The organism is Halodesulfovibrio aestuarii DSM 17919 = ATCC 29578 (assembly GCF_000384815.1).
Lineage (GTDB): Bacteria > Desulfobacterota > Desulfovibrionia > Desulfovibrionales > Desulfovibrionaceae > Halodesulfovibrio > Halodesulfovibrio aestuarii.
Window position 1 is genome coordinate 1,002,860 of sequence record NZ_ARQF01000021.1, and the last position, 24,454, is coordinate 1,027,313.

At 45.3% G+C, this 24,454-nt stretch carries 19 protein-coding genes; 10 read left to right on the forward strand and 9 right to left on the reverse strand.

Features of this window, described 5'->3' with window-relative positions; genetic code table 11:
* Positions 1–314: 314 nt before the first annotated feature.
* From F461_RS0115575 to F461_RS0115585, 3 genes are read right to left on the reverse strand one after another with little or no spacing between them, the layout of a single operon-like run.
* Positions 315–980, reverse strand: coding sequence for a LutC/YkgG family protein (locus tag F461_RS0115575; RefSeq protein ID WP_020002089.1), 666 nt, complete (start codon positions 978–980; stop codon positions 315–317).
* Positions 973–2,403, reverse strand: coding sequence for a LutB/LldF family L-lactate oxidation iron-sulfur protein (locus tag F461_RS0115580; RefSeq protein WP_020002090.1), 1,431 nt, complete (start codon positions 2,401–2,403; stop codon positions 973–975). The genes F461_RS0115575 and F461_RS0115580 overlap by 8 nt, the downstream gene beginning before the upstream one ends.
* Positions 2,396–3,148, reverse strand: a complete 753-nt coding sequence (locus F461_RS0115585) for a (Fe-S)-binding protein (RefSeq protein WP_020002091.1) — start codon at positions 3,146–3,148, stop codon at positions 2,396–2,398. Before F461_RS0115585 ends, F461_RS0115580 begins: the two co-directional genes overlap by 8 nt.
* 173 nt (positions 3,149–3,321) lie before the next feature.
* Here F461_RS0115585 and F461_RS0115590 point away from each other — a divergent pair, with 173 nt between their 5' ends.
* The 6 genes from F461_RS0115590 to F461_RS0115620 all read left to right on the forward strand — a co-directional run bounded on the left by F461_RS0115590 (position 3,322) and on the right by F461_RS0115620 (position 11,779).
* Positions 3,322–3,942, forward strand: coding sequence for a MarC family protein (locus F461_RS0115590; RefSeq protein WP_020002092.1), 621 nt, complete (start codon positions 3,322–3,324; stop codon positions 3,940–3,942).
* A 234-nt stretch (positions 3,943–4,176) separates the two neighbouring features.
* Entirely contained in the window at positions 4,177–5,034 is an 858-nt protein-coding gene (locus tag F461_RS18180; protein WP_143154749.1) for an alpha/beta fold hydrolase, read from the forward strand.
* A 338-nt stretch (positions 5,035–5,372) separates the two neighbouring features.
* Entirely contained in the window at positions 5,373–6,845 is a 1,473-nt protein-coding gene (locus tag F461_RS18185; RefSeq protein WP_020002095.1) for a GGDEF domain-containing protein, read from the forward strand.
* 82 nt (positions 6,846–6,927) lie between these two features.
* Positions 6,928–7,614, forward strand: a complete 687-nt coding sequence (locus F461_RS0115610; RefSeq protein ID WP_020002096.1) for a queuosine precursor transporter — start codon at positions 6,928–6,930, stop codon at positions 7,612–7,614.
* Positions 7,615–8,019: 405 nt separating this feature from the next.
* The gene (locus tag F461_RS0115615; protein ID WP_020002097.1) at positions 8,020–10,956 is read left to right on the forward strand and encodes an autotransporter outer membrane beta-barrel domain-containing protein; all 2,937 of its coding nucleotides are present in this window, start codon (positions 8,020–8,022) and stop codon (positions 10,954–10,956) included.
* A 241-nt stretch (positions 10,957–11,197) separates the two neighbouring features.
* The gene (locus F461_RS0115620) at positions 11,198–11,779 is read left to right on the forward strand and encodes a pentapeptide repeat-containing protein (RefSeq protein WP_020002098.1); all 582 of its coding nucleotides are present in this window, start codon (positions 11,198–11,200) and stop codon (positions 11,777–11,779) included.
* A gap of 58 nt (positions 11,780–11,837) precedes the next feature.
* On the opposite strand, the gene F461_RS0115625 is transcribed toward F461_RS0115620, so the two are convergent.
* On the reverse strand, positions 11,838–12,761 hold the full coding sequence (locus F461_RS0115625; protein WP_020002099.1) for a hypothetical protein: 924 nt from the start codon (positions 12,759–12,761) through the stop codon (positions 11,838–11,840).
* A gap of 677 nt (positions 12,762–13,438) precedes the next feature.
* On the opposite strand from F461_RS0115625, the gene F461_RS18830 reads away from it, so the two are divergent.
* Positions 13,439–15,877 carry a methyl-accepting chemotaxis protein gene (locus F461_RS18830; protein WP_020002100.1) on the forward strand — a complete coding sequence of 813 codons (2,439 nt, stop codon included), beginning with the start codon at positions 13,439–13,441 and terminating at the stop codon, positions 15,875–15,877.
* A gap of 74 nt (positions 15,878–15,951) precedes the next feature.
* On the opposite strand, the gene mgtE is transcribed toward F461_RS18830, so the two are convergent.
* A complete protein-coding gene (gene mgtE, locus F461_RS0115635) occupies positions 15,952–17,334 on the reverse strand; it encodes a magnesium transporter (RefSeq protein ID WP_020002101.1) in 1,383 nt (460 codons plus the stop codon).
* Between the two features lie 160 nt (positions 17,335–17,494).
* Between mgtE and nadC the strand changes: the two genes are divergently transcribed.
* From nadC to nadB, 3 genes are all read left to right on the forward strand, one after another.
* Positions 17,495–18,370, forward strand: a complete 876-nt coding sequence (nadC, locus tag F461_RS0115640; protein ID WP_020002102.1) for a carboxylating nicotinate-nucleotide diphosphorylase — start codon at positions 17,495–17,497, stop codon at positions 18,368–18,370.
* 141 nt (positions 18,371–18,511) lie between these two features.
* A complete protein-coding gene (gene nadA, locus F461_RS0115645; RefSeq protein ID WP_020002103.1) occupies positions 18,512–19,546 on the forward strand; it encodes a quinolinate synthase NadA in 1,035 nt (344 codons plus the stop codon).
* 32 nt (positions 19,547–19,578) lie between these two features.
* On the forward strand, positions 19,579–21,162 hold the full coding sequence (gene nadB, locus F461_RS0115650; RefSeq protein ID WP_020002104.1) for an L-aspartate oxidase: 1,584 nt from the start codon (positions 19,579–19,581) through the stop codon (positions 21,160–21,162).
* A 104-nt stretch (positions 21,163–21,266) separates the two neighbouring features.
* On the opposite strand, the gene F461_RS0115655 is transcribed toward nadB, so the two are convergent.
* The 4 genes from F461_RS0115655 to secF all read right to left on the reverse strand — a co-directional run bounded on the left by F461_RS0115655 (position 21,267) and on the right by secF (position 24,445).
* The gene (locus tag F461_RS0115655; protein ID WP_020002105.1) at positions 21,267–21,710 is read right to left on the reverse strand and encodes a hypothetical protein; all 444 of its coding nucleotides are present in this window, start codon (positions 21,708–21,710) and stop codon (positions 21,267–21,269) included.
* A 19-nt stretch (positions 21,711–21,729) separates the two neighbouring features.
* On the reverse strand, positions 21,730–22,599 hold the full coding sequence (locus tag F461_RS18835) for a UbiA family prenyltransferase (RefSeq protein ID WP_020002106.1): 870 nt from the start codon (positions 22,597–22,599) through the stop codon (positions 21,730–21,732).
* Between the two features lie 277 nt (positions 22,600–22,876).
* Positions 22,877–23,194, reverse strand: a complete 318-nt coding sequence (locus F461_RS0115665; RefSeq protein ID WP_020002107.1) for a c-type cytochrome — start codon at positions 23,192–23,194, stop codon at positions 22,877–22,879.
* A gap of 165 nt (positions 23,195–23,359) precedes the next feature.
* Positions 23,360–24,445 carry a protein translocase subunit SecF gene (gene secF, locus F461_RS0115670; RefSeq protein WP_020002108.1) on the reverse strand — a complete coding sequence of 362 codons (1,086 nt, stop codon included), beginning with the start codon at positions 24,443–24,445 and terminating at the stop codon, positions 23,360–23,362.
* Between the last annotated feature and the right edge of the window lie 9 nt (positions 24,446–24,454).

Consider the following 24,454-nt stretch of genomic DNA (forward strand, 5'->3'; position numbering starts at 1 on the left):
ATAATTACACTTTCAGAGAAACCGTCACAGTTTTGACAAGAAAAAAAAGAATACGGTTGATGTTCAAAGGCAATATATCCCCCTAGCACACCAAACCGTTGACTTAGAATAGCCTCGCAGTCTGCTTCTTGTAAAGTCTGCAAGTAAAACTTACCTGACATTACTCCTCTATCCCTATCCGTTAATATTCTTTGCTTTCAGGCGGGTTACGAAGCAATCCCCCGAAAAGAGGGCGTAAGAAAAGTCAAATCACCACAACATAATATGCTGTGATGATTTGACTTTTCTACATCACCCGATGTCGAGTGATTTCTTTACTCTGTAATGAAGACTATAAGGTCTGTAGGCCCGTGCACTCCAAATTGGAGAATCAATTCAATATCCGCAGTTTTTGAAGGGCCTGAAATAAGTAACGCATTCGTCGGAATATCCTTATTCCATTTCAGTTTTTTAATGGCTTCCTGAAACGATGTGTATATCGTATCTGCCTCAACCACCACTACATGCAACGGCGGAACAATAGACATAAGCCGTGGTTCTTCTACCGTAGGCCACAGGATAACGGCTGCAGATTCCGCGATACCGCCAAGACTTCCTGTTACTGCACCGTCACAGGTAAACAGCTCTTCTTTAAATTGTTCGATAGTTTCTTTCCATGTAATGAGCTTACAAGAACTATCCTTTGCCCAGTTTGCGGCCAGAGCCTTTCCTACAGGAGTGTTCGGTGCATGGAGCAACGTCTTCTGTCCACGCTCCTCCACCAGTTTTTGCAGGGCTGGAACCCATTCTGTTCCCTTGGTACGGAACACTTCCGTCCGCACGGCACTCATACGTTCTGTAAATTCTGCAATATTTTTATCTTTTGACTGACTTTTGATGTTCCAGACCTTTTTCTGCGGAATATAGGCGTCACGTCCATATTGCTGCGCATTGTACAGGCGGCTCAAGATGCGTTCTCTGCTTTCAGCACTGCTACTCATGACGCACCCCCTCTTTCTTTACTAAATCTTTAAGGCTGTTTTTCCCGAATTTTGGTTTACTGCGGACACTCATCCACGATTTCAGAGGCCCGACAGCAGGAAGCCACTTACCAAACAGAGCAAGCCCCTTAAGCATCATTTTGTTCATTGTCGGGCAAGTCTGTGACCGACGCCAGCCGCGCCACACCATGCTTTCCAGACAATTCTTTTTATAACCATGCCCAGCCACACTGGCGCCGTCACTGTTTCCGTAACTTTCATCGCGCATACGGCGGATAATTTCAGGAATAGGGATTCGTACCGGACACGCCTCTGCACAGGCATCACAAAGAGAAGATGCTGTTGCAATAGCACCTTTAGGATTCAGCCCTTCAAGCTGCGGAACAAGGATTTCACCAATCGGCCCCGGATAGGTAGAACCGTAGGCATGACCGCCAATGCGTGTAAATACAGGACAATGATTCAAGCACGTTCCGCAGCGGATGCATTTAAGCACATCGCCAAGCTGCGGGTCGTTCATTATCTGTGAGCGCCCGTTGTCCAACAGCACAAGATGCACTTCTTTAGGGCCGTCACGCTCATCTTTCTTACGAGGGCCTGATATCATATTAAAATAGGTGGTAACGCGCTGCCCCGTGGCAGAACCGCATAGCAGCCGGTAGATTGCCGGAATGTCTTCCACGTTCTCCACAAGCTTTTCGATACCCATTAAAGCAATATGCAGCGGCGGCACGGTAGTGCACATGCGTCCGTTACCTTCGTTTTCGACAAGACACAGGGTTCCGGTCTCAGCAATACCGAAGTTTACGCCCGAAATCCCAGCATCCGCTGTTTTAAAATGCTCACGTAATGTACTGCGGACGTTTGCCAGCATTACATCGACGTCTTCCGTGTACTCCATACCTTCAACATGTTCAGCCAGCACTTCCGCAATCTGTTTTCTGTTTTTATGCACGGCAGGAACAATAATGTGGGACGGTGGCTCATGGCACAGTTGAATAATGAATTCACCAAAATCTGTTTCAATTACTTCCTTTCCATGCTTTTCAAGGTAGGAATTCAGATGAATTTCTTCCGATGCCATGGATTTGCCTTTGACCACCTTCTTCGCAGAGTGATCTTCAAGAATAGAAAGAATAAGTTCGTTGGCATCCTTGGCAGTTTCTGCCCAATGGACAATGATGCCGTTTTTTATACATTGTGCTTCGAACCGTTCCAGCAGATCCGGCAGGTTTGCCAGCACGTCTTTTTTCATGGAACTGCCCACGTCACGCAGAAAGTCAGTCTCCTCCGGCGATGCAAACACGGTACTGCGCCGCTGAATAAGTGTATCCGTAGCGAAACGGAAGTTTGCCCGTAGCTGGCTGTCCGCCAGCGCCTCTGCCACGTTTTGCGCAAAATTAAACTTCTCGTTACTAGCCATTGATACGCTCCCAGATAAACTCCGCTATATGCTGACCCTTCACATTAATATTTTCTTTTTCCATGTGCCCTGTAATATTCATCAGACACCCGCAGTCACCGCTAAGCACCACTGATGCACCGGTTGCTACCACATCAGCAACTTTATCTGACACCATGGCTCCGGATATTTCAGGCTGTTTGATGGAGAATGTGCCGCCAAATCCGCAACATTCACGCTCACGCTCCAGTTCTATCAGCTCGACATTGCTCAACTGCTTCAGCAACGCCTTGGAATCTGCAATACAGTTTGCCTCACGCATAGCATGACACGACGAATGCCATGTGGCCTTAATCGGCGTTCCCTTATCCTGATATACTGCGTGCGCGTGCTGGTGTAAGAATGTGGTCAACTCAATTACTCTTTCACTAAAACGTTTCACTGTGAAAAGATCAGGCGAATCTTTGAAAAGTTTCGGGTAATGCACTTGCATCATGCCCGCGCAGGAACCTGACGGCACAACAATCGGATAATCATGTTTTGCAAAAAGCTGCACTTGTTTCCACGCGACTTCTTTCGCTTCTTCAGGGAATCCGGAGTTATATGCAGGCTGCCCGCAACAGCTTTGCTCCATGGGGTACACAACCTCATACCCTTCCCGCTCTATGAGCCGAATTGCAGCCATTGCAGAATCTGCATACATCATATCCGCAAGACAAGTTCCAAAAAAATATACCGGTGTTTTCGCCGCGCTGACTTTCTTCATGTTCCACCCTTTAATCACAAGCTTAATTGACTGTAAAAACTATCTTTTTACAACTTTAAAAAACGCTTGATTAGTTACACGAACAAGCATACAAGCGTCCTCACGCTTTCGACTAATTATCAATTTTTAACGTACCACCCAGCAATATTATTGTCTTTTATAGCAGGAAAACCATGCCAACAATCATGATGCTTAATTCGTTTACTGAAACCTACGTCAAATTTTTCTTCATACTGACCCCGTTCTTCGTGATCAGTATGTTTTTGGCGCTTACCGTTGACATGCCTAAAGAAAAACAGCGTAAAACAGCAATCCGTACAACATTTGCCGTTATCATTGCAGCATTCACGCTGTTTTATTTTGGCAATACCCTTTTTGCTATCTTCGGAATTACGCTTGATGCATTCCGAATCGGCTCTGGTGCGCTGCTGTTCCTGTCCGCAGTACATCTTATTCAAGGAACTAAAGCGCCTATAAAAAATCCGGGCGATATCGAAGAAGATGCCGATATCAGCGTTGTTCCGCTTGCTATCCCTGTTGTTATCGGCCCTGCGACTATTGGTACCCTGCTCATCATGGGTGCACAGATCACGGATACCCCAACCCGCATTGCAAGCAGCTTCGGACTCCTCGCTGCTATCCTCTCTGTAGGATTCCTGCTCTACGTAGCTCCGCACATCCAGAGGGTCATCGGCACAATCGGTCTCTCCATCATGAGTAAGATCAGCGGCCTTATCCTCTCCGCAATCTCTGCACAGATTGTGTTTACAGGTATTAAAAATTTCCTGTTCTAGTCTAATCCATATCATAAAAAACTCAAAAAGCCAGAACAGTTATTCTGGCTTTTTGAGTTTTTCTCCGGCGACTCTCAGAAGTACAAGAACTACTTATCGTCTCCGGCAGGAGCTGACAGACTCTGTCCCCATTTAATTTTTTTGATGCGCAATAATCCCTCTCTCCAACGAGATATCTTTTTCTTCATCCCAATAATGCTTCCCATTCTAACCTTTTCTTATTATTAGTAGATCATGATACTACTCTGTACCTTGCTACTTTTATTTATACTGGGATGCTACGTATTCGCAGTTGTGACGTACCTGCTCTACTGGTACGAACACCAGTCACGAATTGAGAGCCTGTTTGACTCACGCGAAAATGCGCTCCGCGCTGTGCACCGTGGTGTTTTTTCAGCGTTCAAAGCACAGATTTTTGTTTTCAGCATGTATTTCGGAGGCACGATTGTTCAGCGCTGGAAAAACAGAAATTCACTGCCACTCGCAGCAACTGAATATCCAATAATTATGGTTCATGGTTTATTCCATAACTGTTCTGCCTGGTTTTTATACCGCCGCTGGTTCAAAAAATACGGTCTGACCAACTGTGCAACATTTACCTATTCGAGCCGTAAAGCGTTTGACGTAGTAAGCGCTGAGTTGACCAGCTATCTGGAAACAGTTCTGGAACAAGAGCCGGCAATAAGGCCAGTGCTTATCGGTCATAGTCTCGGTGGGCTGCTGCTGCGCGACTGGCTGGCACGCTCTGAATATGCTGACAGGGTTGCAGGAGTAATCACGCTGGGCGCCCCCATGCAGGGAAGCAAGCTGGCAACATTTGCAGCAACATCACTTGGAAGACAGCTGGATTTCAAGGGGCAGGTAATTCAACAAATAGAAAAACAAGAGCAAGCTCACGCTGCTCATAATGTACCGTGCTACATGTTCTATTCCCCTGTAGACAACATGGTGCTACCTCAGAATAGCGTGGCAACACCTTTAAAAAACTGGAGAGCGATCAAAACAAGACCTGTAAGCCACCTCGCGATGCTCTTCGACAAAACAATTGCGAATCAGGTTGCGGAAACAACAAAAACTATTTTTAAAAAATAATTTTTTCTTTCTGCACAACTTTCATTTCCCGCCTGTTAGTCTTTTTATGTTCGATAGTAAGAGTACAAGAGCTCACGTAATATTAGGATAAAACAAGCGATAGCCCTTACCAAATGGGGGCTTTTTGCTTGTCCATCTCTGCGTGATATTGTATTGAACAAACACACAATGTTTCTAGTCATGATTTTGACACACACCTCTCCTCCACTATCTTCCCTTCCCGTTTCACCTAGAGTTCCAAGATCACAGCTGATTCGGCACACATTTTGCTCAAACAGAGCATACGCCACTATTATCATTTTGATCGGCAAATCTTGCCGCATTTTTTGGAGGATACCGTGATCGGCCAAACTAAGAAGCTCATGTGGGGACTGGGCATCAATGATGAAGATGCAGAAGTCATTCAGCACGCCGCTGGAGATCGATTCGCACTTAGTTGCTTTCCCATCGGTGTTACTCCAACGATTGACCAGCTGGAAACAGAAGAGCCGTGCCTTCTCTGGATCTCAAAACAGGGGTGGGATACTCTCAAGACGCTTCCAGCAAGCAGTATTGCACATCTAGAAGTAATGTCACGCATCCTTATTATGGGTGGTGACTACGATCTTGCAGAGCTTGAATCATTACTTGAATGTGGTTTTACCGAAATCATCAAGCCGCCTATTACAGAATCACGAGCCCGTGAAGTCTTGCTTTCCGCAGTTGAAACACAGAATCTGTATCAGGACATCATGCACATGACGCGCGAGATTTGTCTGGATCGCGAAATTCTGGAACGCAAGAACGACATGCTCAGCTTCATCATATCCTTTCTGGAAAAGGTCACACAGCATCTTGACCCGACAGAAATTTTACGCGCAGCTCAGACAGAGCTTAAAACCCTGCTGCCAGTTTCAGCCATTAATGCTATCTGCTGGTCCCCGCAGGACACAACAAACATCCACGCATCCGTGTATGTTGCCAGCAGCAAAAAAGACAGCATTGCAAATAGATGGACAGAAAAACTTAAAGCGCATGCAGAGGGTTTGCTCGGCGAAGCAGTTGTCAGCACAGACATGAACTACATGGGCACTGTTACCACAGACATTTTGCCTTCTTCCGACTCACTGCTTGCAGTTAACCTTGAGCACAGCGGTGTAACTTTTGGTGTAGTCATGATCCAGTGTCATGAACAGCCACAGCTCGGCAAAGATCAAATACAAATTTTACAGTCTGCACTTTCACATCTCACGCTGGGGCTTAACAATGCCATGCTGTATACGTCCGCACAGCACGATGCAGACATTGACGGTTTGACGCAGCTGTACAACAGACGCCACTTCGAGACGCGCCTTCAGGAAGAAGACTTCAGACACAGAAGGTACGGCCACTCGTTATGTCTGATGATTGCAGACATCGATAACTTCAAACGGATTAATGATTCACACGGTCACCTTGCCGGTGATGCTGTATTAAGAGACTTCAGCAAAATCCTTGAGACTTCGCTCCGCACTTCCGACTATATTGCACGGTTCGGTGGCGAAGAGTTTGCGGTAATACTTCCATGCACTCCTGCCAGCCACGCAGCGTTATTGGCAGAACGAATCCGTATTCAAATTGAACAGCATGATTTTGTTACGGACAAAGGAATACTTAACGCTACTGCCAGCTTTGGCGTAGCCTGTATTGATCTTACCCGTGAGGAGCCTCCTGTGGAGATGATCCGTCGGGCAGACGCCGCGCTCTATTGTGCTAAAGATGAAGGCAAGAATCAGGTAAGCATTCTATATCCGGACAATAGCCTTTTGGTTGCCGGAGGTTATGCAACTTGACCTCATAACGAATAGAGCCTATTTACGTTGCCGAAAAATCGGGCTGTTTTCCCGGTTTTAATCGCTTCAAGGAGTATTCGTCGTGAACGAAGTATTATGGATTAGCTTCGCAATTACAGACCTCTGTATTGCACTGATGCTCTATAGGTTCTTTGGCAGGATCGGCCTGTTTGCCGTTATTGTCTTCAACCTTCTTCTTTGTAACCTTCAGGTTCTTAAAACTGTAGAGTTATTCGGGCTTACTACAACGCTCGGTAATATTCTCTATGCCGGAGTGTTCCTGGCAACGGACATGCTCAGTGAATTCTACGGAAAGCGCGAGGCACAAAAAGGCGTCCTGCTTGGTTTTGTCACCCTCGTCCTTATGACTGTATACATGCAAATTGCTCTGCATTTTGCACCTGCTGCAGACGATTTTGCACAACCGCATCTGGAAGCCATTTTCGGATTCCTTCCACGCATCGCGGTTGCGTCCATGCTCGCCTACCTTACATCACAAATGCACGATGTATGGGCGTTCCATTTCTGGAAAGAAAAAACGAACGGCAGAATGCTGTGGCTGCGCAACAACGCATCAACGCTTGTTTCGCAATTTCTCGATTCCACTATCTTCTGCCTTATCGCCTTCTACGGCGTATTCCCCACAGCAGTTCTTGTGGAGATTCTTATCACTACAATAATCTTTAAAGCTGTTGTGTCTCTTTTGGACACACCGTTTATCTATCTTGCAAGACGGGTGCACGCCGCACTTCCAGAACATGCGCACTAAGTAACACACATTTAGTTAACAAAATTCCCTAGGTCATATTACCTAGGGCGCGCAAGATAACTGTTAAAAACAGCCCAAGTCCTCTCAGGTGCTTGGGCTGTTTTTTTGTTTTTTATCTAAGGTCATATATTGTTAGTATTAGAACTAACATCTCCCCCGCTACATCATAACTATGCCCCCTCATTTGGCGCTAATCTCAGACGAATGAAGAAAGACACGAGAAAAAGCGTTTATTCATCTAAGACAGCCCCGCATACAAAACACCTTAATTTTCGATAAATCCATTAAATAATATCATTTTTTCTCTTACACCCTGTACTGAACTAAGTACTTTTGTTCAAAGTTAGCAACAAGAATAGTTAGTAGTTTTTAATAGTGTTGGAGAACCTTAAGAGAGGGATCCGTATGGAACACGATATTACCATATTGAAGATGAAGGCGAGGACAATAGGGAGCATCTGTTTAGTTATAGCACTCATAATCAGTTGTACCCTTAAGGCAAAAGCTGAAATTATTGATCCGCAACACATCACAACCCCATCCACTCCTCAGGCATATGCAGAACATATTACGACACCGTATATTGAATCATCAACATCCAGTAAAAATTACTGGGGGCTATTCTTTGAAAACCTAGGGGCTGAGTCTCCAGAGTCATACACCATTGCGTCATCCATTGAGTATGACGAGCTATCGCTCGATTGGGATAATATTGCCCTGTATGGCATCCAAAACAATTTTTCCACCATGTCTCTTTATGTCAATAAATACATAGATATTAATGCGTCAGGCGCAGACAACGTCACCACTAGCGGAGTTGTGAGGCTAGTAGGAATCGACTCTCTTGGCAACATTACTACATCTTCAGACGCATCGATAAGCATCATTAGCGAAGGTGCAGGTGCACAGGGCGCTGGAGATATCACAATACCTGATGTCTGGGCTGTTGCGACAGGCGTACAAACAACTGGTAATGGCACTGTGCTCACTATAAATGGTGATGTAACTGTAGAAGCACATGGCGGGTGCACCCAAGCCGAGGCAACTGGACACACCATGGCATCTGCCAACGGAATTCTACACAGCGGTGCCACAGGCGAAATTGAGAACAACGGAACGCTTAAGGTTATTGCTCGTAGTGGAGCCATATCAAATCAAAGTGCAGGGGTAATGGCATATGGGATACAATCTTCCGGTACTACACGCATTACCAACACAGGGAAAATAACCGTTGAAGGATGGGCCGGAGAAACCACCTCTTCTAATCTGTCGTATGCTAAAGCCGGAGTCTCGACGTATGGCATTAAAGGAGCTGGTGAGGTCATCAACTCTGGTGAGATCTCAGTCAATGCGCAATCTGGCACAGGCATGCAATCCGGCATTAATGCATTTGGTATATATGGAGCTGATGTTACGAACGACGGAACCGTCATTGTTGAGAGCGTAGGCGGAGTAAGTTCTAGTTATAACTCATCAGGGAGTACTTACGGACTGTATAGCAAGGGAAATCTTGATAACAGCGGGGATGTAACTGTTACCTCCAAAGGCGGCACGCTTTTAAAAAGCGGCGTAGCGGTGCCCTTAACTGTGTCTGCAACTGGTATTCTGTCCGGTACGGGCAGTGTTAAAAACACAGGAGACATTTACGTTCGTGTTGAAGGTGCCAGCTGTAACACGGAAACCAGCGCCACCAGCAACTATGCACTGGGGTATGGCTTGGACACAAAGGCATCAACAATTTCTAACACAGGCAATATCGATCTCCATGTGGTTGGTGGTGCATATGATACGAATAATGGTGGCGTTCCTACTCCCGTCTATGCCTATGGTCTTGTAGTCAGAAACGATGCAACACTGCATTCATCTGGTCTGATTCATGTCACCGCTGAAATGAATCCATCAATCACAGCATCTCTTGCCCCTGAAGAACGAAACCTGCACACATATCAGGTTATCACAGTAGGAAATTTACGTATTACGGGGTATGCCATGGAACTTGGGCATGAACAGGGTGAATTTAACCGCATGTATCAAGGAGTAATCGGTTCAGTAGACGAAGCAACTGTGACCTTTGATAATACAAAACTGTTCGTGCATCTAACAGATGATTATAAAAATGGCTTATACGACATCCCAAGACTGTGGAAACAGGAAACAGCAGAACAGAAAGCGGCAAACCCTAACCAGTTTGCATCGCTTGAATCAGTTAATGTTCCTCCGGGTGTTAAGATTGAACTATTCCCCGGAAACGTTTCAACACCACAGCGAATTGGACTGAATTATGAGCCTGAGGTTTCAACGCCTCTTAAACAGGCTTTGATAAGCATGAAGCTGGAAAGCCATATTCATGCGATCATACAAAATAACCTTGCTGGGCGCATGATGTTCCGTGTTCTCCCTGACGCAAACCCGCAACAAAGTGATACCCTTGATGGGTACGGTGTTTCAAGCGCCTCCTCCACTATGGTTGCTTCTCTTTCAAATCCAAACATTCTGCCCGTAATGACTGCCAAGCAAACTAATCGACACTCGCTATTTATGCGCCCTGTCTATGTTAACTCCAACGACTCAGCCAGCTCCGGTTACAACAGCAATACCTATGGCTTTGTATTGGGGTACAACTATAATATGAACGAGGAGCTTAATGACTGTTACGTAGGTTTCCATGCAGGATACACACGGGGCGATATCCGATACACCGGAGAGGATTACGGAAAACGAAAAGAGTTTGTGGATACCTATTATGGCGGTGTTCACGGCATTAAACGTTTCAATAGCAACGTACTACTTTCAGGCGAGGCTTCCTTCTTCTACGTTGATAGCGAGATGACAGACGACAATCCAACCAACCGTGAAACCGCCCGCTATGACTCCGTGAGCATCCGTGCCGAAGCTGATCTGGGATACCTTTGGACGGTAAGCGGACATAACATCATTCCTGAAGTGGGATTGCAATACGTATGGCAGCACCGCGATCCGTTCACCACAGACAATAAGGATTCAGCAGACATTACATATGGCACCATGGATAATCATGAACTCTATGGTAATGCGCGCGTGAAGTGGACAAAACAGTTTGTTGCAGTTGAAAATTGGCGTATTACCCCGCTGGTTGGTGTAGGTATCACACAAGTCCTCACAGATGGTGAAATCTCCAACACTATGCGACTTGGCAATGAAACCCAACTTGTGGTCGATCAGGATGAAAATACAACCTTTACACCGGAAGCAAACATCACAGTAGCCAAAGATAACTACTACGCCGCAGCAGGCTACACCGGCGGATTTGGTGGAACAACAAAAAACAACCTGTTCTGGCTCCAGCTTGGCGTAAACTTTTAGGATGTAGCAGGTTAATATGAATAGTTTTATTATTACAGTACAGAAAAACGAACGAGGCGGTGGCTAAGTTCACTCTTGCTTATTGCAATTGCCAAATCAGCTATTGGACATCCGTATACTAAAAGATGCACACAGCACCTCCCCTTCCACGATGATTCAGACCTTAGGAATAGACACGTTCCAAATCTCGCTATATTCTATATTTTTACAACATATATAAAGAGTTAAAGGTTCACGCGGCATGACAGCCTACTTTAAAGACGACGAATACGAAGACAAAGAATTTACAGGACTGGATTTTGCCGAAGAAAGTATCCGCGATATTTCGTTCTTCAGCTGCACCTTTGAAAGATGCTCATTTCAATACGCGGATCTGAGCCTTAGTTCTTTCGACAACTGCGACTTCAGCAACTGCAATCTATCGCTGGCAAAATTAGGGGCAACCCATATCTTTGATGCCAGATTTACAGGTTGCAAGCTTATGGGCATCAACTGGGGAAATGTTAAAGGCCTTTTCAAGGCAGAGTTCACAGATTGCATTCTGGACAATGCGGTGTTCCCTGATCTCAATCTGCAACAATTCTCTTTCGACGATTGTTCTTTTACCGGAGCTTCCTTTGTCGGCACCAACCTTTCCCATGCGACCTTTGAGTCCTGCGATCTGAAAGACTGCCTTTTCGATTCTGCAAACCTGACACAAGCGGATTTTTCCACCGCGTATGGCTACACGATTGATGTTTCCAAGAACATCATCACCCGCGCCAAGTTCTCGCTGCCGGAAGCAGTATCGCTACTGCAAAATTTTGATATTGAGATTGTATAAATTGAGCAACGGTTAGCCGGAACCATACATATTTTTACAGCTCTGGATGACTAACGTATCAAGGCTGTCTGGTCATGGTATATGTATTAGAATCATTTTTTGGATTGTCTTCTGTACGCAAATAATAAAGCGATAAACATAGAAATATGTATGAAATAACCCAAAAAATCCATCCGGGTGAAAAGTCTAAGGTAATCGGTTCTTTGTTATTTATCAGAGAAATAGCTCCAAATACCATTGGATGCATCACTGTGATGTATAATGCGACAATAAATAACACGGCAGGACGTTGAACGGTCTTCCCCATAACCAGACAATTTGCGGTATAGATTATCGAACCTATTGTGTACAAAAAACACGACAACCCAGCAATTATCAGAATTAAAAAAACAAAAAACAAAACTGAAGATTTTTCTACTGCTACAAACGGCACCAGTTCTGCGGCAAGCAAAAAGGGCGCAAGCATGTTGTAACTTCGTAAATCGTAAAGATATTCGTCTGAGGCCATAAAAAGCGCGAGAATAAATGTTATTATACTCAGCACGAAGAGTACGACACGCCAGTCCGTCATCAGGCTTAAAGGCGTCCTATGGTGACAAAACGGACAAAAGATATTGCTGTATTCAAATGGCTCATCGCAGTAATGGCACGATTTAAGCCTGACACCTTGTACTTGCGATGCATGCTGAAGATCTTCATTCATTTTCAAATTCCGGGCATGCCAAACAGGTACCAGTGCAGCAATAGGTATTATAATAGCAGAAACTAGATATCGTACCTCTCCTGATAACAACACTAAAACAAACGTAGCGATGACAGGCAAAAACATAAACGAATAGAAGAAATATACAAACGATACGAAGCGATATCCCTTTTCTTTCGCAATCAGTGACGAGACTGTGGAGGGACCTACAAGCACTATCACATAGAATAACGCTATCAAAATGAGTGTCGTATTGTTGTATATCAATTTCAATTCCATGCTACCGAATTCCTTTTACGGCTTACTCTCGCACATCCTCATTACATAGCAACACCTTGGCAACATAACTCAAGCGTGCAACCTTTTCAGTCCAAATTGCTTCACCAACCAAACTTTTTATCTGAAGTTCTACCGTAACACATTTTCCCCTGATTGAGTTCATTTGGTGTTGTCTTTGCCCCCCCGTTGCAAAGGGGTGTCTTCATTCTTTCAAAGAACAACTATCTCTTGCGACAAAGCATAAATCGAAACCGTTATGGAAAATAGAGCCCGACTTAGTCTTTCCGCAAGACGGCACACATGCATTTAATCAGAATGACGGATAGTTCCCCTGATACACGCGTTATCCGCACCAGAAATCGCACATGAATCTCCCTTCCTCCCGCTAGTCGTTAAAAAAATTACAATTGTAAGCATTTATTTACATTATTCCCTAAGTAAACATACAAATCGGTCGAAGAGATACCTATGTGCATCCTAATTCCCTATTAAATTGAGATGTTGCATTTTTTTTTGGAAAGCTTGTAAAAAACTATAGAGAGGGGGGAGAAGTATTACTTCATATATAAAATCTGACTTTCTTTATTGCTCACTGCAAAAAAGGCATTGAGTAATACGAAAGCTAAACTGTGTCCGTTTTCAGTACACCTTAACTTACAAACGACTTGAGAGAAGGCATGCAGTTTTTAAAAAACTTACGTGTTACTGTAAAAATATGGGGTGGGTTCTCCCTTGTTCTTATTGCAATGACGTTTTTATCTACAGAGTCTATTGTCAACCTTCAGCATAATAAAGACGGTTTCTCTTCATATCGAGAACTTGCACTTGATACAAACCTGGCAGGAAAACTTCAGGCAAATATACTGCTCATGAACATTGCGGCCAATGAATACATAAAAAGCAACACACAGACTGCGTTGGACGAATACAAGATCCGCGAAACAAATATTTTACAATATCTTAATGCTGCTAAAGAGAACATAAAAGATCAAGAACGTTCTGCGCTTATTCTTTCTATAGAAGAAGATGCTAAAAAGATCATTGAAGACTTTATAGCTTATCAGGAACAAAACACCATTGTCATGGAGCAACGGTCGGAAGGAGATAAGATAACCACTCAATTAGACAAGATACTGAAAGATGCCATGGATTTTTCCAGTAGAACAAACCCGCAGTTTGTACAGGCTCTCTCAAGCAGCGGAACGGCATTTACAAAAGCTCGTATGAATATTTTAGCAGCACTGTATGACCCTACAGTCCCCCTTGATAAAGAGCATCTCAACTCATTAATGAAACGAACCAAGCGAGAACTTAGAGTTGCTGATAATTTTACATACACAACAAATGAGAGTAGCTGGTACAGTAATTGTGACGCATTAATCACCCAATATACGGGAATCGTAGAGAAGCTCTACACCAGTGTTACAACATTACAAAAATTAAACGCGGACATCAGCCGTCACGGGCAGCAGGCTGCAACCAAAGCAGAAAAAATCAAACTCTCCGTCATGGAGGGACAAACGACTCTCGGTTCACAGATGCTGGCTCACAATGCATCATCACTCAATAACCTGCTCATTATTTCCGCAATAACTCTGCTCATTACTCTGCTACTCTCTTTCTTCACATCACGTTCCATCACCAAGCCACTGAATCGTATTAATGCCTTTGCAAATTCATTAAGCAAAGGCGACCTCTCCGCCCAGCTTGTTATTACAGAAAAAAATGAAATCGGTGCCATCGCATCTTCTCTCACCCGAATGGGCAACGCTGTTTCCGGTATGGAACATGAACTTGACAAGCTTGTCTCCGCGGTTGCTTCCGGTGATATTACGGAACGAAGTACGATGAGCGAATTTTGCGGCGATTTCCAACGTGTACTGGACAATGCAAACAGTATGGCAGACATGTTCACCCACTTTACGGATGCACTGCCGCTTCCTGTTCTTATGCTCGATTCCTCACTCAGGGTTCTATACGCCAACACCATGGCCCTATCCATTGCGAACTCATCACTACAAGAATGCAAAGGCAAACCATCTTCTGCGCTGTTTACTGCAGAAGACTATCAATCCGATGAATGCGCATGTTCCAACGCTATTAAAACAAAATCAATGCAAAGAGCCTCAACCCTTGTACAGGCTCACGACCAGACTCTCGATGTTGATTACATCGCTGTTCCGATCATGCAGGATGATCAGGCAGTAGGGGTAATGCAGGTTCTACTCGACCAGACAGAAATCCGCAGTGCCCAGCGCAGGATTACGTCCGCCGCACAGGAAATTCAAAAAATCTCTGAACGGCTGCAGGCAAACAGCAACGACCTTGCCGGTCATTTCAAGGAAGTAAGCGACGGAGTCGAAGTTCAAAGCCAGCGCACGACAGAAACCTCCACGGCTATGGAAGAAATGAACGTATCTGTTTCCGAGGTTGCCATGAACGCATCCAAAGCACATACCAATGCACAGGAAGCAAAACAGGAGTCCGAAAACTGCTCCACGGTTGTATTCAACGCTGTTCAGTCCATCACTGAAGTAAGCAATACGACCAGAGAATTACAGCAGAATACATCTGAACTTAGCGAACAAGTCGATGCCATCGGCTCTATTATGAATGTGATTTCAGATATTGCAGACCAGACAAACCTGCTGGCACTGAATGCTGCTATTGAGGCAGCGCGCGCGGGTGATGCGGGCAGAGGATTTGCTGTAGTTGCAGACGAAGTACGCAAGCTTGCGGAAAAAACCATGCAGGCAACGGAACAGGTAACACAAAGCGTGAGCACTATCCAAACCGCTGCACAACGCAACTTTGAAACAGTAAGCAACGCAGCACGAACCGTTGAAGAAGCCAACGCTCTTGCCAATGAGTCCGAAGACTCATTGCGTACAATCATGAATCTTATCGATCAGAACTCAACGCAGGTAGGCGAAATCGCCACAGCTTCAGAAGAACAGTCCGCAGTCTCTGAACAAATTGCCCGCACTGTTGAGGAAGTGGCAACTATTGTTCAGAAGTCTGCTGAAGAAATTACCGTGTCAGCAACTTCCATTCAGGAAATTGCGGCTATGTCTAATGAACTGCATAACCTTGTGGGTGAAATGACAGCGTCCTAATAACCAACAATACTGTAGACATAAAAAATGCCCCGATGAATACATTCATCGGGGCATTTTTATATGTTACTACATTATAAAATAAACATCGTTGCCAGACCGAGGAAGATAAGGAATCCAAAGCCGTCGGTAAGCGTTGTTAAGAATATGCTTGAAGCCTGTGCCGGATCACGCCCGAGCTCTTTAAGAATAAGCGGTATAGACGCACCGGCAAGTGCGCCCAGCAACATATCAAGTGCCAGAGCGCTGGCCATTACTTGGGCTAACAGTACATTCTGCGTAAACAGGAATACCCCGATCATAACCAGCAGACTGACAATGAGTCCTGTCAGTGCACCAACCTTTGCTTCACGCAGTACTGCTTTCCAACTTTTACCACGGTCAAACCGCTCAACTGCAAGTTGACGAATCATAACAGCAAGCGCCTGCTGTCCGGTATTTCCTGCCTGGTTTGCTACAATCGGCATGAGTACAGCAAGGATTGCCATTTGAGCGATGGAACCTTCAAACAAGAAAACCACATACGCAGATATGCTGGAGTTCATCATATTAATAAACAGCCACGGCAGGCGAACCTTTACAGATTCCAGCCACGGGGTGTCGACAGTTTCGTCCTGACCAGCACCTACCATGCCGAGCATATCTTCGGATGCTTCTTCGTGGATAATATCAATAACGTCGTCATAGGTAACGACGCCAAGCAATCGGCCTTCGTAGTCCACAACAGGCATTGCCATAAAATTGTAGCGGGACAATAGATGCGCTACATTTTCTTTATCTTCATCAAAGACTACAGAAATAAGGCTTTGATCAGAAAGCTTTTCTTCGAGAACTGTACCGGGACGGCACAGCAGCAAGTTACGCAGAGAAAGAACACCTACAAGCCGCTCCTCACTATCCACAATATATGCATAGTACGGGATCTCTTTATCTTCCATCTCGCGGCGGATGTGCATAATGGCCTGATCTGCGGTAAGATCCTGACTGAGAATAATAATCTCAGTGTTCATAATACCACCCGCAGTATCCGGATCAAAAGCGAGCAGATTACGAATTTCTTCCGCATCGTCGGCTTCTAACCGTTCAAGCAGGACATCTCTGTGTTCTTCATCCAACTCATCAAGAACGTCTGTCGCATCATCCGGAGACATCTCCGAAAGAATTCGTACAGCAACATCAACATCAAGGTTCTCGATAATATCCGTCTGGGCGCGCTCTTCCATTTCGGCAAGTGCTTCCGCAGCATCTTCACTGGAAAGATGCTCCATCATACAAACCTGCTTTTCAATGGAGAGATTTTCTATATGATCAGCGGCGTCTGCCGGGTGGGCAAACTCGCCGGTATAAATAGAATTAACTTCATCACGGCAGTTATTTTGAGGTGTAACTACCTTATTTTCCTCAGAAGCTTTTCCTACTTTATCTTGTTTGTTATGCTGCTTTTTTGTGTCAGTCATGCTCTACCACCTGAGACCCACGAGCGTGTGAAATTTATCATTTGTCAAGACCGCTTGACGAAACTGTCGCAGCCACCTAAACACCGCCTAAGAGGGTTGGAACGACCCCCACTCTCTTGGCTTTGTGCCTCTACCATTAAGAGGGTCAATAACACAATCCATGCACACAGAAAAATTTGACTCATTTTTTCAAGGTAACGCCAGAATCTACCTGAATAACGCGATTGAACTGGCGTTAGAAGAAGATGGTCCGGATCTTACTTCGGAAGGAATTTTCCCTTCCGGGCACAAGTTATCTGCGAAAATTATCAGCAAAGAAGACACGTTAGTCGTCGGATTACCGCTTATTCCGCTTATCATGGACGCATGTGCTGATACAGAATGGTCATGGAGTGCCCTAGCCAATGAGGGTGATTTTGTTCCAGACCGAACCGTAGTAGCAACTATTGAGGCTGACGCAAGTCATTTGCTAAAAGCAGAACGTGTTATACTTAATTTTATAACACACCTTTCCGGCATTGCGAACCTGACAAAACTATATGTCGACCAGCTGGCGAGTTCCGGCACTGCGTTACTGGATACGCGTAAAACGCTGCCTTGTCTTCGTTATCCTGAAAAATATGCTGTTATTATGGGTGGCGGGCAAAACCACCGTAAAGACTTAACAGAAATTCTCATGTTAAAGGACAATCATATTGACCTTGCAGGCAATATGACAGAAGCCGTTAAGAAGCTCCGCGCCACCTATTTCCCATGTCCGCCAATTGAAGTAGAGTGCCGCAATATGGCAGAAGTGCGCGAAGCTGTTGCTTGTCATGCAGACAGAATCATGCTGGACAATATGGATATCCCTGCTATTCAGGAAGCACTTAAACTTATTCCTGAATCCATTGAAACCGAAGTAAGCGGCGGAGTAACACTTGACACAATTCGCAGTATTGCTCTTGCTTCTGACTCAGGACCGACTTACATATCGGTAGGGAGATTAACTCACTCTGCCCCTATTGCAGATTTCAGCATGCTTGTAAGTGAATAAGCCCTCATTATACAGATTGAGACAGAACCGTACAGTGCAACATGCGAGATAAATTAGTATTTATAAATAGTTAACGCCATGTGTTTTTTTTAAACGCGTGCTGCACTACATTGTCAGCAATCTGAATCTGGAGAATAAATAATGAACCAGTATCAAAAAAGAATTACCGAGCTTCGTGAAAAACTTGGTGATGATCTTGTCATTATGGGTCATCATTACCAGAACGATGCTGTAATACGCCATGTTGATTTAACTGGCGACTCCCTTGAACTTGCTCGTAAAGTGACAACTATTGATGCCAAGCACATTGTTTTTTGCGGTGTGTATTTCATGGGCGAATCAGCAGCGCTGCTCGCAAATGAAGGGCAGAATGTTTACTTACCGGAAGACGATGCAAACTGTGTTATGTCTCAAATGGCACCTTACACCCTTGTAGACAAAGTACTCACCCGCATCAAAGAATCCGGACGCAATATTGTTCCGCTTACATACGTTAACTCTTCCGTTGCTGTTAAAGCAGTATGCGGAAAGCATGGCGGTTCTGTTTGCACTTCTGCTAACGCAGAAAAAATGGTGCGCTGGGCTATGGAGCGCGGCGACAGTGTTCTCTTCCTGCCTGATAAAAACCTTGCACGTAACACTGCAAAGATTATAGGTATTCCTGAAGAGAAGTGGCACATACTGAATATCAAAGGCAACGGCACCCTGATTGATATGGACGCCGTTAGCAAATCTGAACTCATTATGTGGCCTGGCTGTTGCGCAATCCACGCCCGTTTCAACGAACGTCAGATTGAAGCTGCACGCACTAAATACCCAGATGTGAAGATTGTTATCCATCCGGAAGCTGCTCCAAACGTTATCGACAAAGCAGACGCTGCCGGTTCTACATCCTTTATTATTAAGTATGTTGAAGCTGCACCGGAAGGTTCTAACATCGCCATCGGTACCGAGCTTAACCTCGTTGAGCGCCTTGCCGACCAGTACGAAGGGTCAAAGAACATCTTCCCATTGCTGGAATCCACCTGTTCCCACATGGCACGAGTGACCGAGCCTAAGCTGCTCAACTTACTCGAAGCCATTGAGAATGGTACAGCTAAGCCTGTTACGATTCCGGCGGGTCTTGTAGAGGACGCAAAAATCGCATTAGAACGTATGCTGATCGCCTGCGCTTAGTTATTTTTTCTTAAGCTTAACAGGATGTTGTAATGAGTGATATCCGTCATTACACAACAGTGCTCGTCATCGGTTCCGGCATTGCCGGTTGTACCGCTGCCCTGCGCCTTGCTGACGAAGGTGTACATTGTACACTTATTACAAGTAGTTCTTGTCTGGATCACGGCAACTCTCCCCTTGCTCAAGGTGGAATCGTTTTTAAATCAGATGATAACGACCACAAGCAGCTTGAAAAGGACATCTTAACTGCCGGACATAATTATAACTCTTTAAAAGCCGTTCACAACATTGCAACCTTAGGGCCGCATGCTGTGGAAAACATTCTGGTTAAACGCCTCGGTATTCCTTTTGCCAGACAAAAGGCACCTTCCGAGTGCGAATGGGATTTAACCAGGGAAGGCGGACACGAAACCCCGCGTATTCTGCACTGTGCAGACTACACAGGCCGCGCGATTATGGATGGTTTGATTCGTGAAATCATGATTCATCCAAACATAACCGTCATGAAAAAAAGAACAGCTATCGACCTGCTCACCAGTCACCACCACACTGACAATCCTCAGTTCAAATACGAACTGGAGAACGAATGTCTCGGTGCGTACGTCTATAATGAAGACGAAGAGCGCGTTGAAACCATGTTTGCAGACTACACCATTGTTGCCACCGGCGGCATCGGTCAGATTTACCTGCACACGACTAACCCTCACGGATCCATCGGTTCCGGTGTAGCAATGGGTTTCCGTGCCGGTGCAACCGTGCATAACATGGAGTTTGTTCAATTCCACCCTACAGCTTTCCACCACCATTCCGGGCAAAAATTCCTGATTACGGAAGCAATGCGCGGCGAAGGTGCCAAGCTTATGAACTCCAAGGGTGAGTATTTCATGCCTAAGTACGATAAACGTGCAGATTTAGCACCGCGTGATATTGTTGCGCGCTCTATCGTAGACGAAATGCTCAAAAACGACGATGACTGCGTCTACCTTGATACTTCAGCAATGAAGCACGACCTTGCAAAACGCTTCCCTACCATCTTCAAGCGTTGCCTTGAACTCGGTATCGACATCCTCAAAGATCCTGTACCGGTTGTTCCGGCAGCGCACTACAGCTGTGGTGGTATTCTGGTTAACGAACATGGTAGAACCACTGTTGCGCGTCTCTACGCTGTGGGTGAATGCAGCTGCACAGGTGTGCATGGCGCCAACCGCCTTGCTTCCACCTCTCTGCTCGAGGCTCTTGTATGGGCAGATACTGCAGCTAGCCATATCAAAAAAAGTGCACACGTTCCTGCAAGTCAAGACTTGCGTAACGCCGTTCCAGACTGGAAGCCGCTCGGTCATGACCATAACGACGATCCTGCCCTTATTGCACAGGATTGGAACAGAATCCGCAACACTATGTGGAACTATGTAGGGATCACCCGTACTTCCCAGCGCCTTGCACGCGCTCACGAAGACATGCGGGATCTGTCCAAGCACCTGCATAACTTCTACAAGAGCACGCCGCTCTCAAAAAGGCTTATTGATCTTTTCCACGGCTGCCTTACCGCGTATATCATTACCATGGCAGCGAAAAGAAATACTAACAGCATAGGCTGCCATTACAGGGCAGACTAAGACTAAATAGTATATCGATTTTATTTAGACTGTCTTACATACTAAAAAAGCAACATCTTTTTGATGTTGCTTTTTTTTTTGATCTTTTTATTACGAAACTACGCTTACCAAAGAAATAACGACAAAACCTGAACACCCGTAACTATCTGAAGAAAAACAAGAATACAAAGAAGAACCCCCAACAGGCCGTGGGTTACAGACAGATACACGCGTTTCTTTTTAAAAAGCTCCATCCAGTATCCGGTGAGAAAAGTGCCGAGCACGAACAGAAAAGCAATTACACCCAACGTATAATGTGCCCCTGTGATCCGACAATACTGCCACTCCTCCCGAGTGAAATACACCCCGAAAGCAAGGCCGACAAGCCATAGTGAAGTTGCAATTTTTCCATACAAGACATGCTGCTTCCACGGAAAAACAAGCTTCATCTTACCATGAGCAATTAAGAAACGCTTGAGCCCCCAGAGTAGAGCAAAATACCCAAAAATGGTGCCCAGCAATTGAATGACCGGATGAATATACAGATATAACTTTGCTTCCTGAATCATAGAATAGCCCCCGAAGCGACTAAAGTTGTACGATAACCGCCCCCATCAATAAGCATGCTGAGGCAATATCAAAAAGATAAACGGTGATAAGCCGCGTTAACGGAACCATACTCCCAAGTAAAAAAACACTCCCCAATATTGTTCCAACAAGAGAAGGGACACCAAGCCCCCGGGTACATACAAGAGCAAAGAGCATTACACTGCATACATACGCAAAGTACCAGACACGCATAAGCATTTTTTGATGCGTAATAACGAAGTAACTGACAGGGATAGGACTGAAACGTGATAAGTACTCTTCTTTGTGTTCGTAGATGCGCAGCCAAGCATGCGGGATCTGCACAAGGTACCAGATAATAAAATTGGTAAGGATAAGCGGGTCAAACATACTTCCACCAGCGGCAACCCACCCCATAAGCGGCGGCATTGCGCCAGCCACGCTGCCGATCAGCAGCGCAAACGGAGTTCGACGCTTCATAGCGGTATACAGCCCGTTATAAATTACAAGTACCATGAAAGTGAGAAGCAGTGTCCGGCTGGACAGGGTCATGGCATAAAAACTTACAGCCAGTGCAATCCACAGCACAGCGATCATAAGGGCCGTCCGTGAGCTTATATAGCCTTGTGGAAGAGGCCGCGACATCGTGCGGGAAAAGTACCCGTCTGTGCGTTTTTCCTGCACCTGATTAAGAGCGGAACAACCGGCGCAGAGAAAAAAGCTCCCAAAACCTGCTGCAAACAGAGCGCATGAAAACTCCGGTGAATAAAGAAGATAGCCGAGCATAGATATAGCAGCCACCGCAACTGAAACAGGGATGCGTGCCAACACTTGCAGGTTGGAAATAAATCTGCGCATATCCGTCTTAGCTTCTAAGCGATAGACATTCATCTTCCCTCCCCTGTTTATATTTTTTGCGTCATGGACTCACTGGACTGCTCGGAATCATTATGCATAAGGTTAAAAGTGCATCATCTAACGCGTAAATGATATATAATTTGGTTCAACGGATAAAAAGAGTCATACAAATAACATTGTGTTTCAGTGCGCTGACTCGAGGTCTGCGCTGACTCATTTCCACATACTAAGAGCTACAGCAAGAGCAATGCGCAATACACGCACTACGCCGAGTTGTTGAACTACAGGCGGCCCCACCCGATCTTGTTTGCTACTCAAATGTACTAATATACTCCGCCACTTTCACACGATCTTCTTCTTTCAAACGCTTTGCAATAGACATCATGACACCTTTTTTATTTCCACCAAATGTGCCTGCTGCGTAGCCATTGAGTTTTTCAAGAACCTGATCTGCGGTCTGGCCTTTAAGCGGCTTACTTACCCCAAGAGCCATGGTTTCACCGTTTACGCCATGACAACCAACGCATGTTGCATAAATTTTTTTGCCACCGGTATCCTCTGCCATTCCCAAGGAGACACCAGCCAGAAGAAGGCTGAAGATTGCAAAACAGACTGCCGCTTTTTTCATTGTAACCCTCCATTACGTTCGAAACTACAGATTTAATACATAACATACCATCAAGAATGAAAAAAGATCAATAGCACAACCATTGATAACTCTTTGTCTCTTCCAGAAGCCCAAAAAAAAGACGCCCCCAAAGGGGCGTCTTTATATCAACATAGCGAAAGGAAGTTACACACTACCGTCTGCGTGGTTATGAGATTCCACTACTGGCTCCGGTATTTCGTCCGGGCTGAATGCGTAAAGCACCGGGCTCGCAACGAAGATGGAGGAATAGGTACCTACGGTCACACCGACAAGAAGAGTCAGTGCGAAGTCGTGGATAATTCCGCCGCCGAAGAAGAAAAGAGAAACCAGTACCAGCAACGTAGTACAGGAAGTCAGCAAAGTACGACTTAAAGTCTGGTTAACAGCTTTGTTGATTACTTCACCGTAGGTTGGTGCAGAACGCTGGAAGATATTTTCACGGATACGGTCAAATACAATGATGGTATCGTTCAATGAGTAACCAACGATGGTCAGCAATGCTGCCACGATGGTTAAGTCAAACTCTTTACCGAGAATAGAAAGAACACCGATTGTAATAAGAACGTCGTGAATAAGCGCAACAACCGCACCAAGTGCATAGTTGAGCTTAAGCTTCCAGCAGATGCCGAGAGTAAGCAGCATGGCGATAAGAACCTGCATCTGCTTTGGTGCACCGACCAGATCAAGGACGTACATACCGGTTGCAAGCCCTGCAGCCATGATACCGGCAGTAAACCAGCGCTGCTCGAATCGACCGGAGATGTAGATAGCAATAAGGAGTACTGCAAAGTACAATGCTTCTAACGCTGCGGAACGCAGATCAGCACCAATTTTTGGGCCAACCATATCGAGACGTTCGATAGAAAACACATTGTTTGGCATATTCTGGCCAAACTGCTTCTTCAAAATTTGCGGAAGTCTTGTATCGGCTTTTCCAACAGAAGAAATACGCAAAAGGTAGTCTGTGTCGCCTTCACCAAAACGCTGTACGGAAAGGCCCTGAAGGTTAGCACCTGCGAGGCTGTCCTTAATATCCTGAGGAGCTACAGCCTGCTCAAAGTTAACCTGCGCAAGCACACCACCGGAGAAGTCGATGCCGTACTTTGGACCGCCCTGAAGAATAAGAGAACCGATGCCAAGCAACATAATCACAAGAGACAGCGCAATAGTAAATTTACGCAATCCGATGAAATCAATCTTGCTATCTGGCTTAATAATGCTCAGACCCATAATCTATCT

What these genes read in the sequence shown, in the direction of transcription:
- F461_RS0115575 (WP_020002089.1), bottom strand. Translation starts at nt 980, where the DNA reads ATGAGTAGCAGTGCTGAAAGCAGAGAACGCATCTTGAGCCGCCTGTAC.
- F461_RS0115580 (WP_020002090.1), bottom strand. Translation starts at nt 2,403, where the DNA reads ATGGCTAGTAACGAGAAGTTTAATTTTGCGCAAAACGTGGCAGAGGCG.
- F461_RS0115585 (WP_020002091.1), bottom strand. Translation starts at nt 3,148, where the DNA reads ATGAAGAAAGTCAGCGCGGCGAAAACACCGGTATATTTTTTTGGAACT.
- F461_RS0115590 (WP_020002092.1), top strand. Translation starts at nt 3,322, where the DNA reads ATGCCAACAATCATGATGCTTAATTCGTTTACTGAAACCTACGTCAAA.
- F461_RS18180 (WP_143154749.1), top strand. Translation starts at nt 4,177, where the DNA reads ATGATACTACTCTGTACCTTGCTACTTTTATTTATACTGGGATGCTAC.
- F461_RS0115615 (WP_020002097.1), top strand. Translation starts at nt 8,020, where the DNA reads ATGGAACACGATATTACCATATTGAAGATGAAGGCGAGGACAATAGGG.
- F461_RS0115620 (WP_020002098.1), top strand. Translation starts at nt 11,198, where the DNA reads ATGACAGCCTACTTTAAAGACGACGAATACGAAGACAAAGAATTTACA.
- F461_RS0115625 (WP_020002099.1), bottom strand. Translation starts at nt 12,761, where the DNA reads ATGGAATTGAAATTGATATACAACAATACGACACTCATTTTGATAGCG.
- F461_RS18830 (WP_020002100.1), top strand. Translation starts at nt 13,439, where the DNA reads ATGCAGTTTTTAAAAAACTTACGTGTTACTGTAAAAATATGGGGTGGG.
- mgtE (WP_020002101.1), bottom strand. Translation starts at nt 17,334, where the DNA reads ATGACTGACACAAAAAAGCAGCATAACAAACAAGATAAAGTAGGAAAA.
- nadC (WP_020002102.1), top strand. Translation starts at nt 17,495, where the DNA reads ATGCACACAGAAAAATTTGACTCATTTTTTCAAGGTAACGCCAGAATC.
- nadA (WP_020002103.1), top strand. Translation starts at nt 18,512, where the DNA reads ATGAACCAGTATCAAAAAAGAATTACCGAGCTTCGTGAAAAACTTGGT.
- nadB (WP_020002104.1), top strand. Translation starts at nt 19,579, where the DNA reads ATGAGTGATATCCGTCATTACACAACAGTGCTCGTCATCGGTTCCGGC.
- F461_RS0115655 (WP_020002105.1), bottom strand. Translation starts at nt 21,710, where the DNA reads ATGATTCAGGAAGCAAAGTTATATCTGTATATTCATCCGGTCATTCAA.
- F461_RS18835 (WP_020002106.1), bottom strand. Translation starts at nt 22,599, where the DNA reads ATGAATGTCTATCGCTTAGAAGCTAAGACGGATATGCGCAGATTTATT.
- F461_RS0115665 (WP_020002107.1), bottom strand. Translation starts at nt 23,194, where the DNA reads ATGAAAAAAGCGGCAGTCTGTTTTGCAATCTTCAGCCTTCTTCTGGCT.
- secF (WP_020002108.1), bottom strand. Translation starts at nt 24,445, where the DNA reads ATGGGTCTGAGCATTATTAAGCCAGATAGCAAGATTGATTTCATCGGA.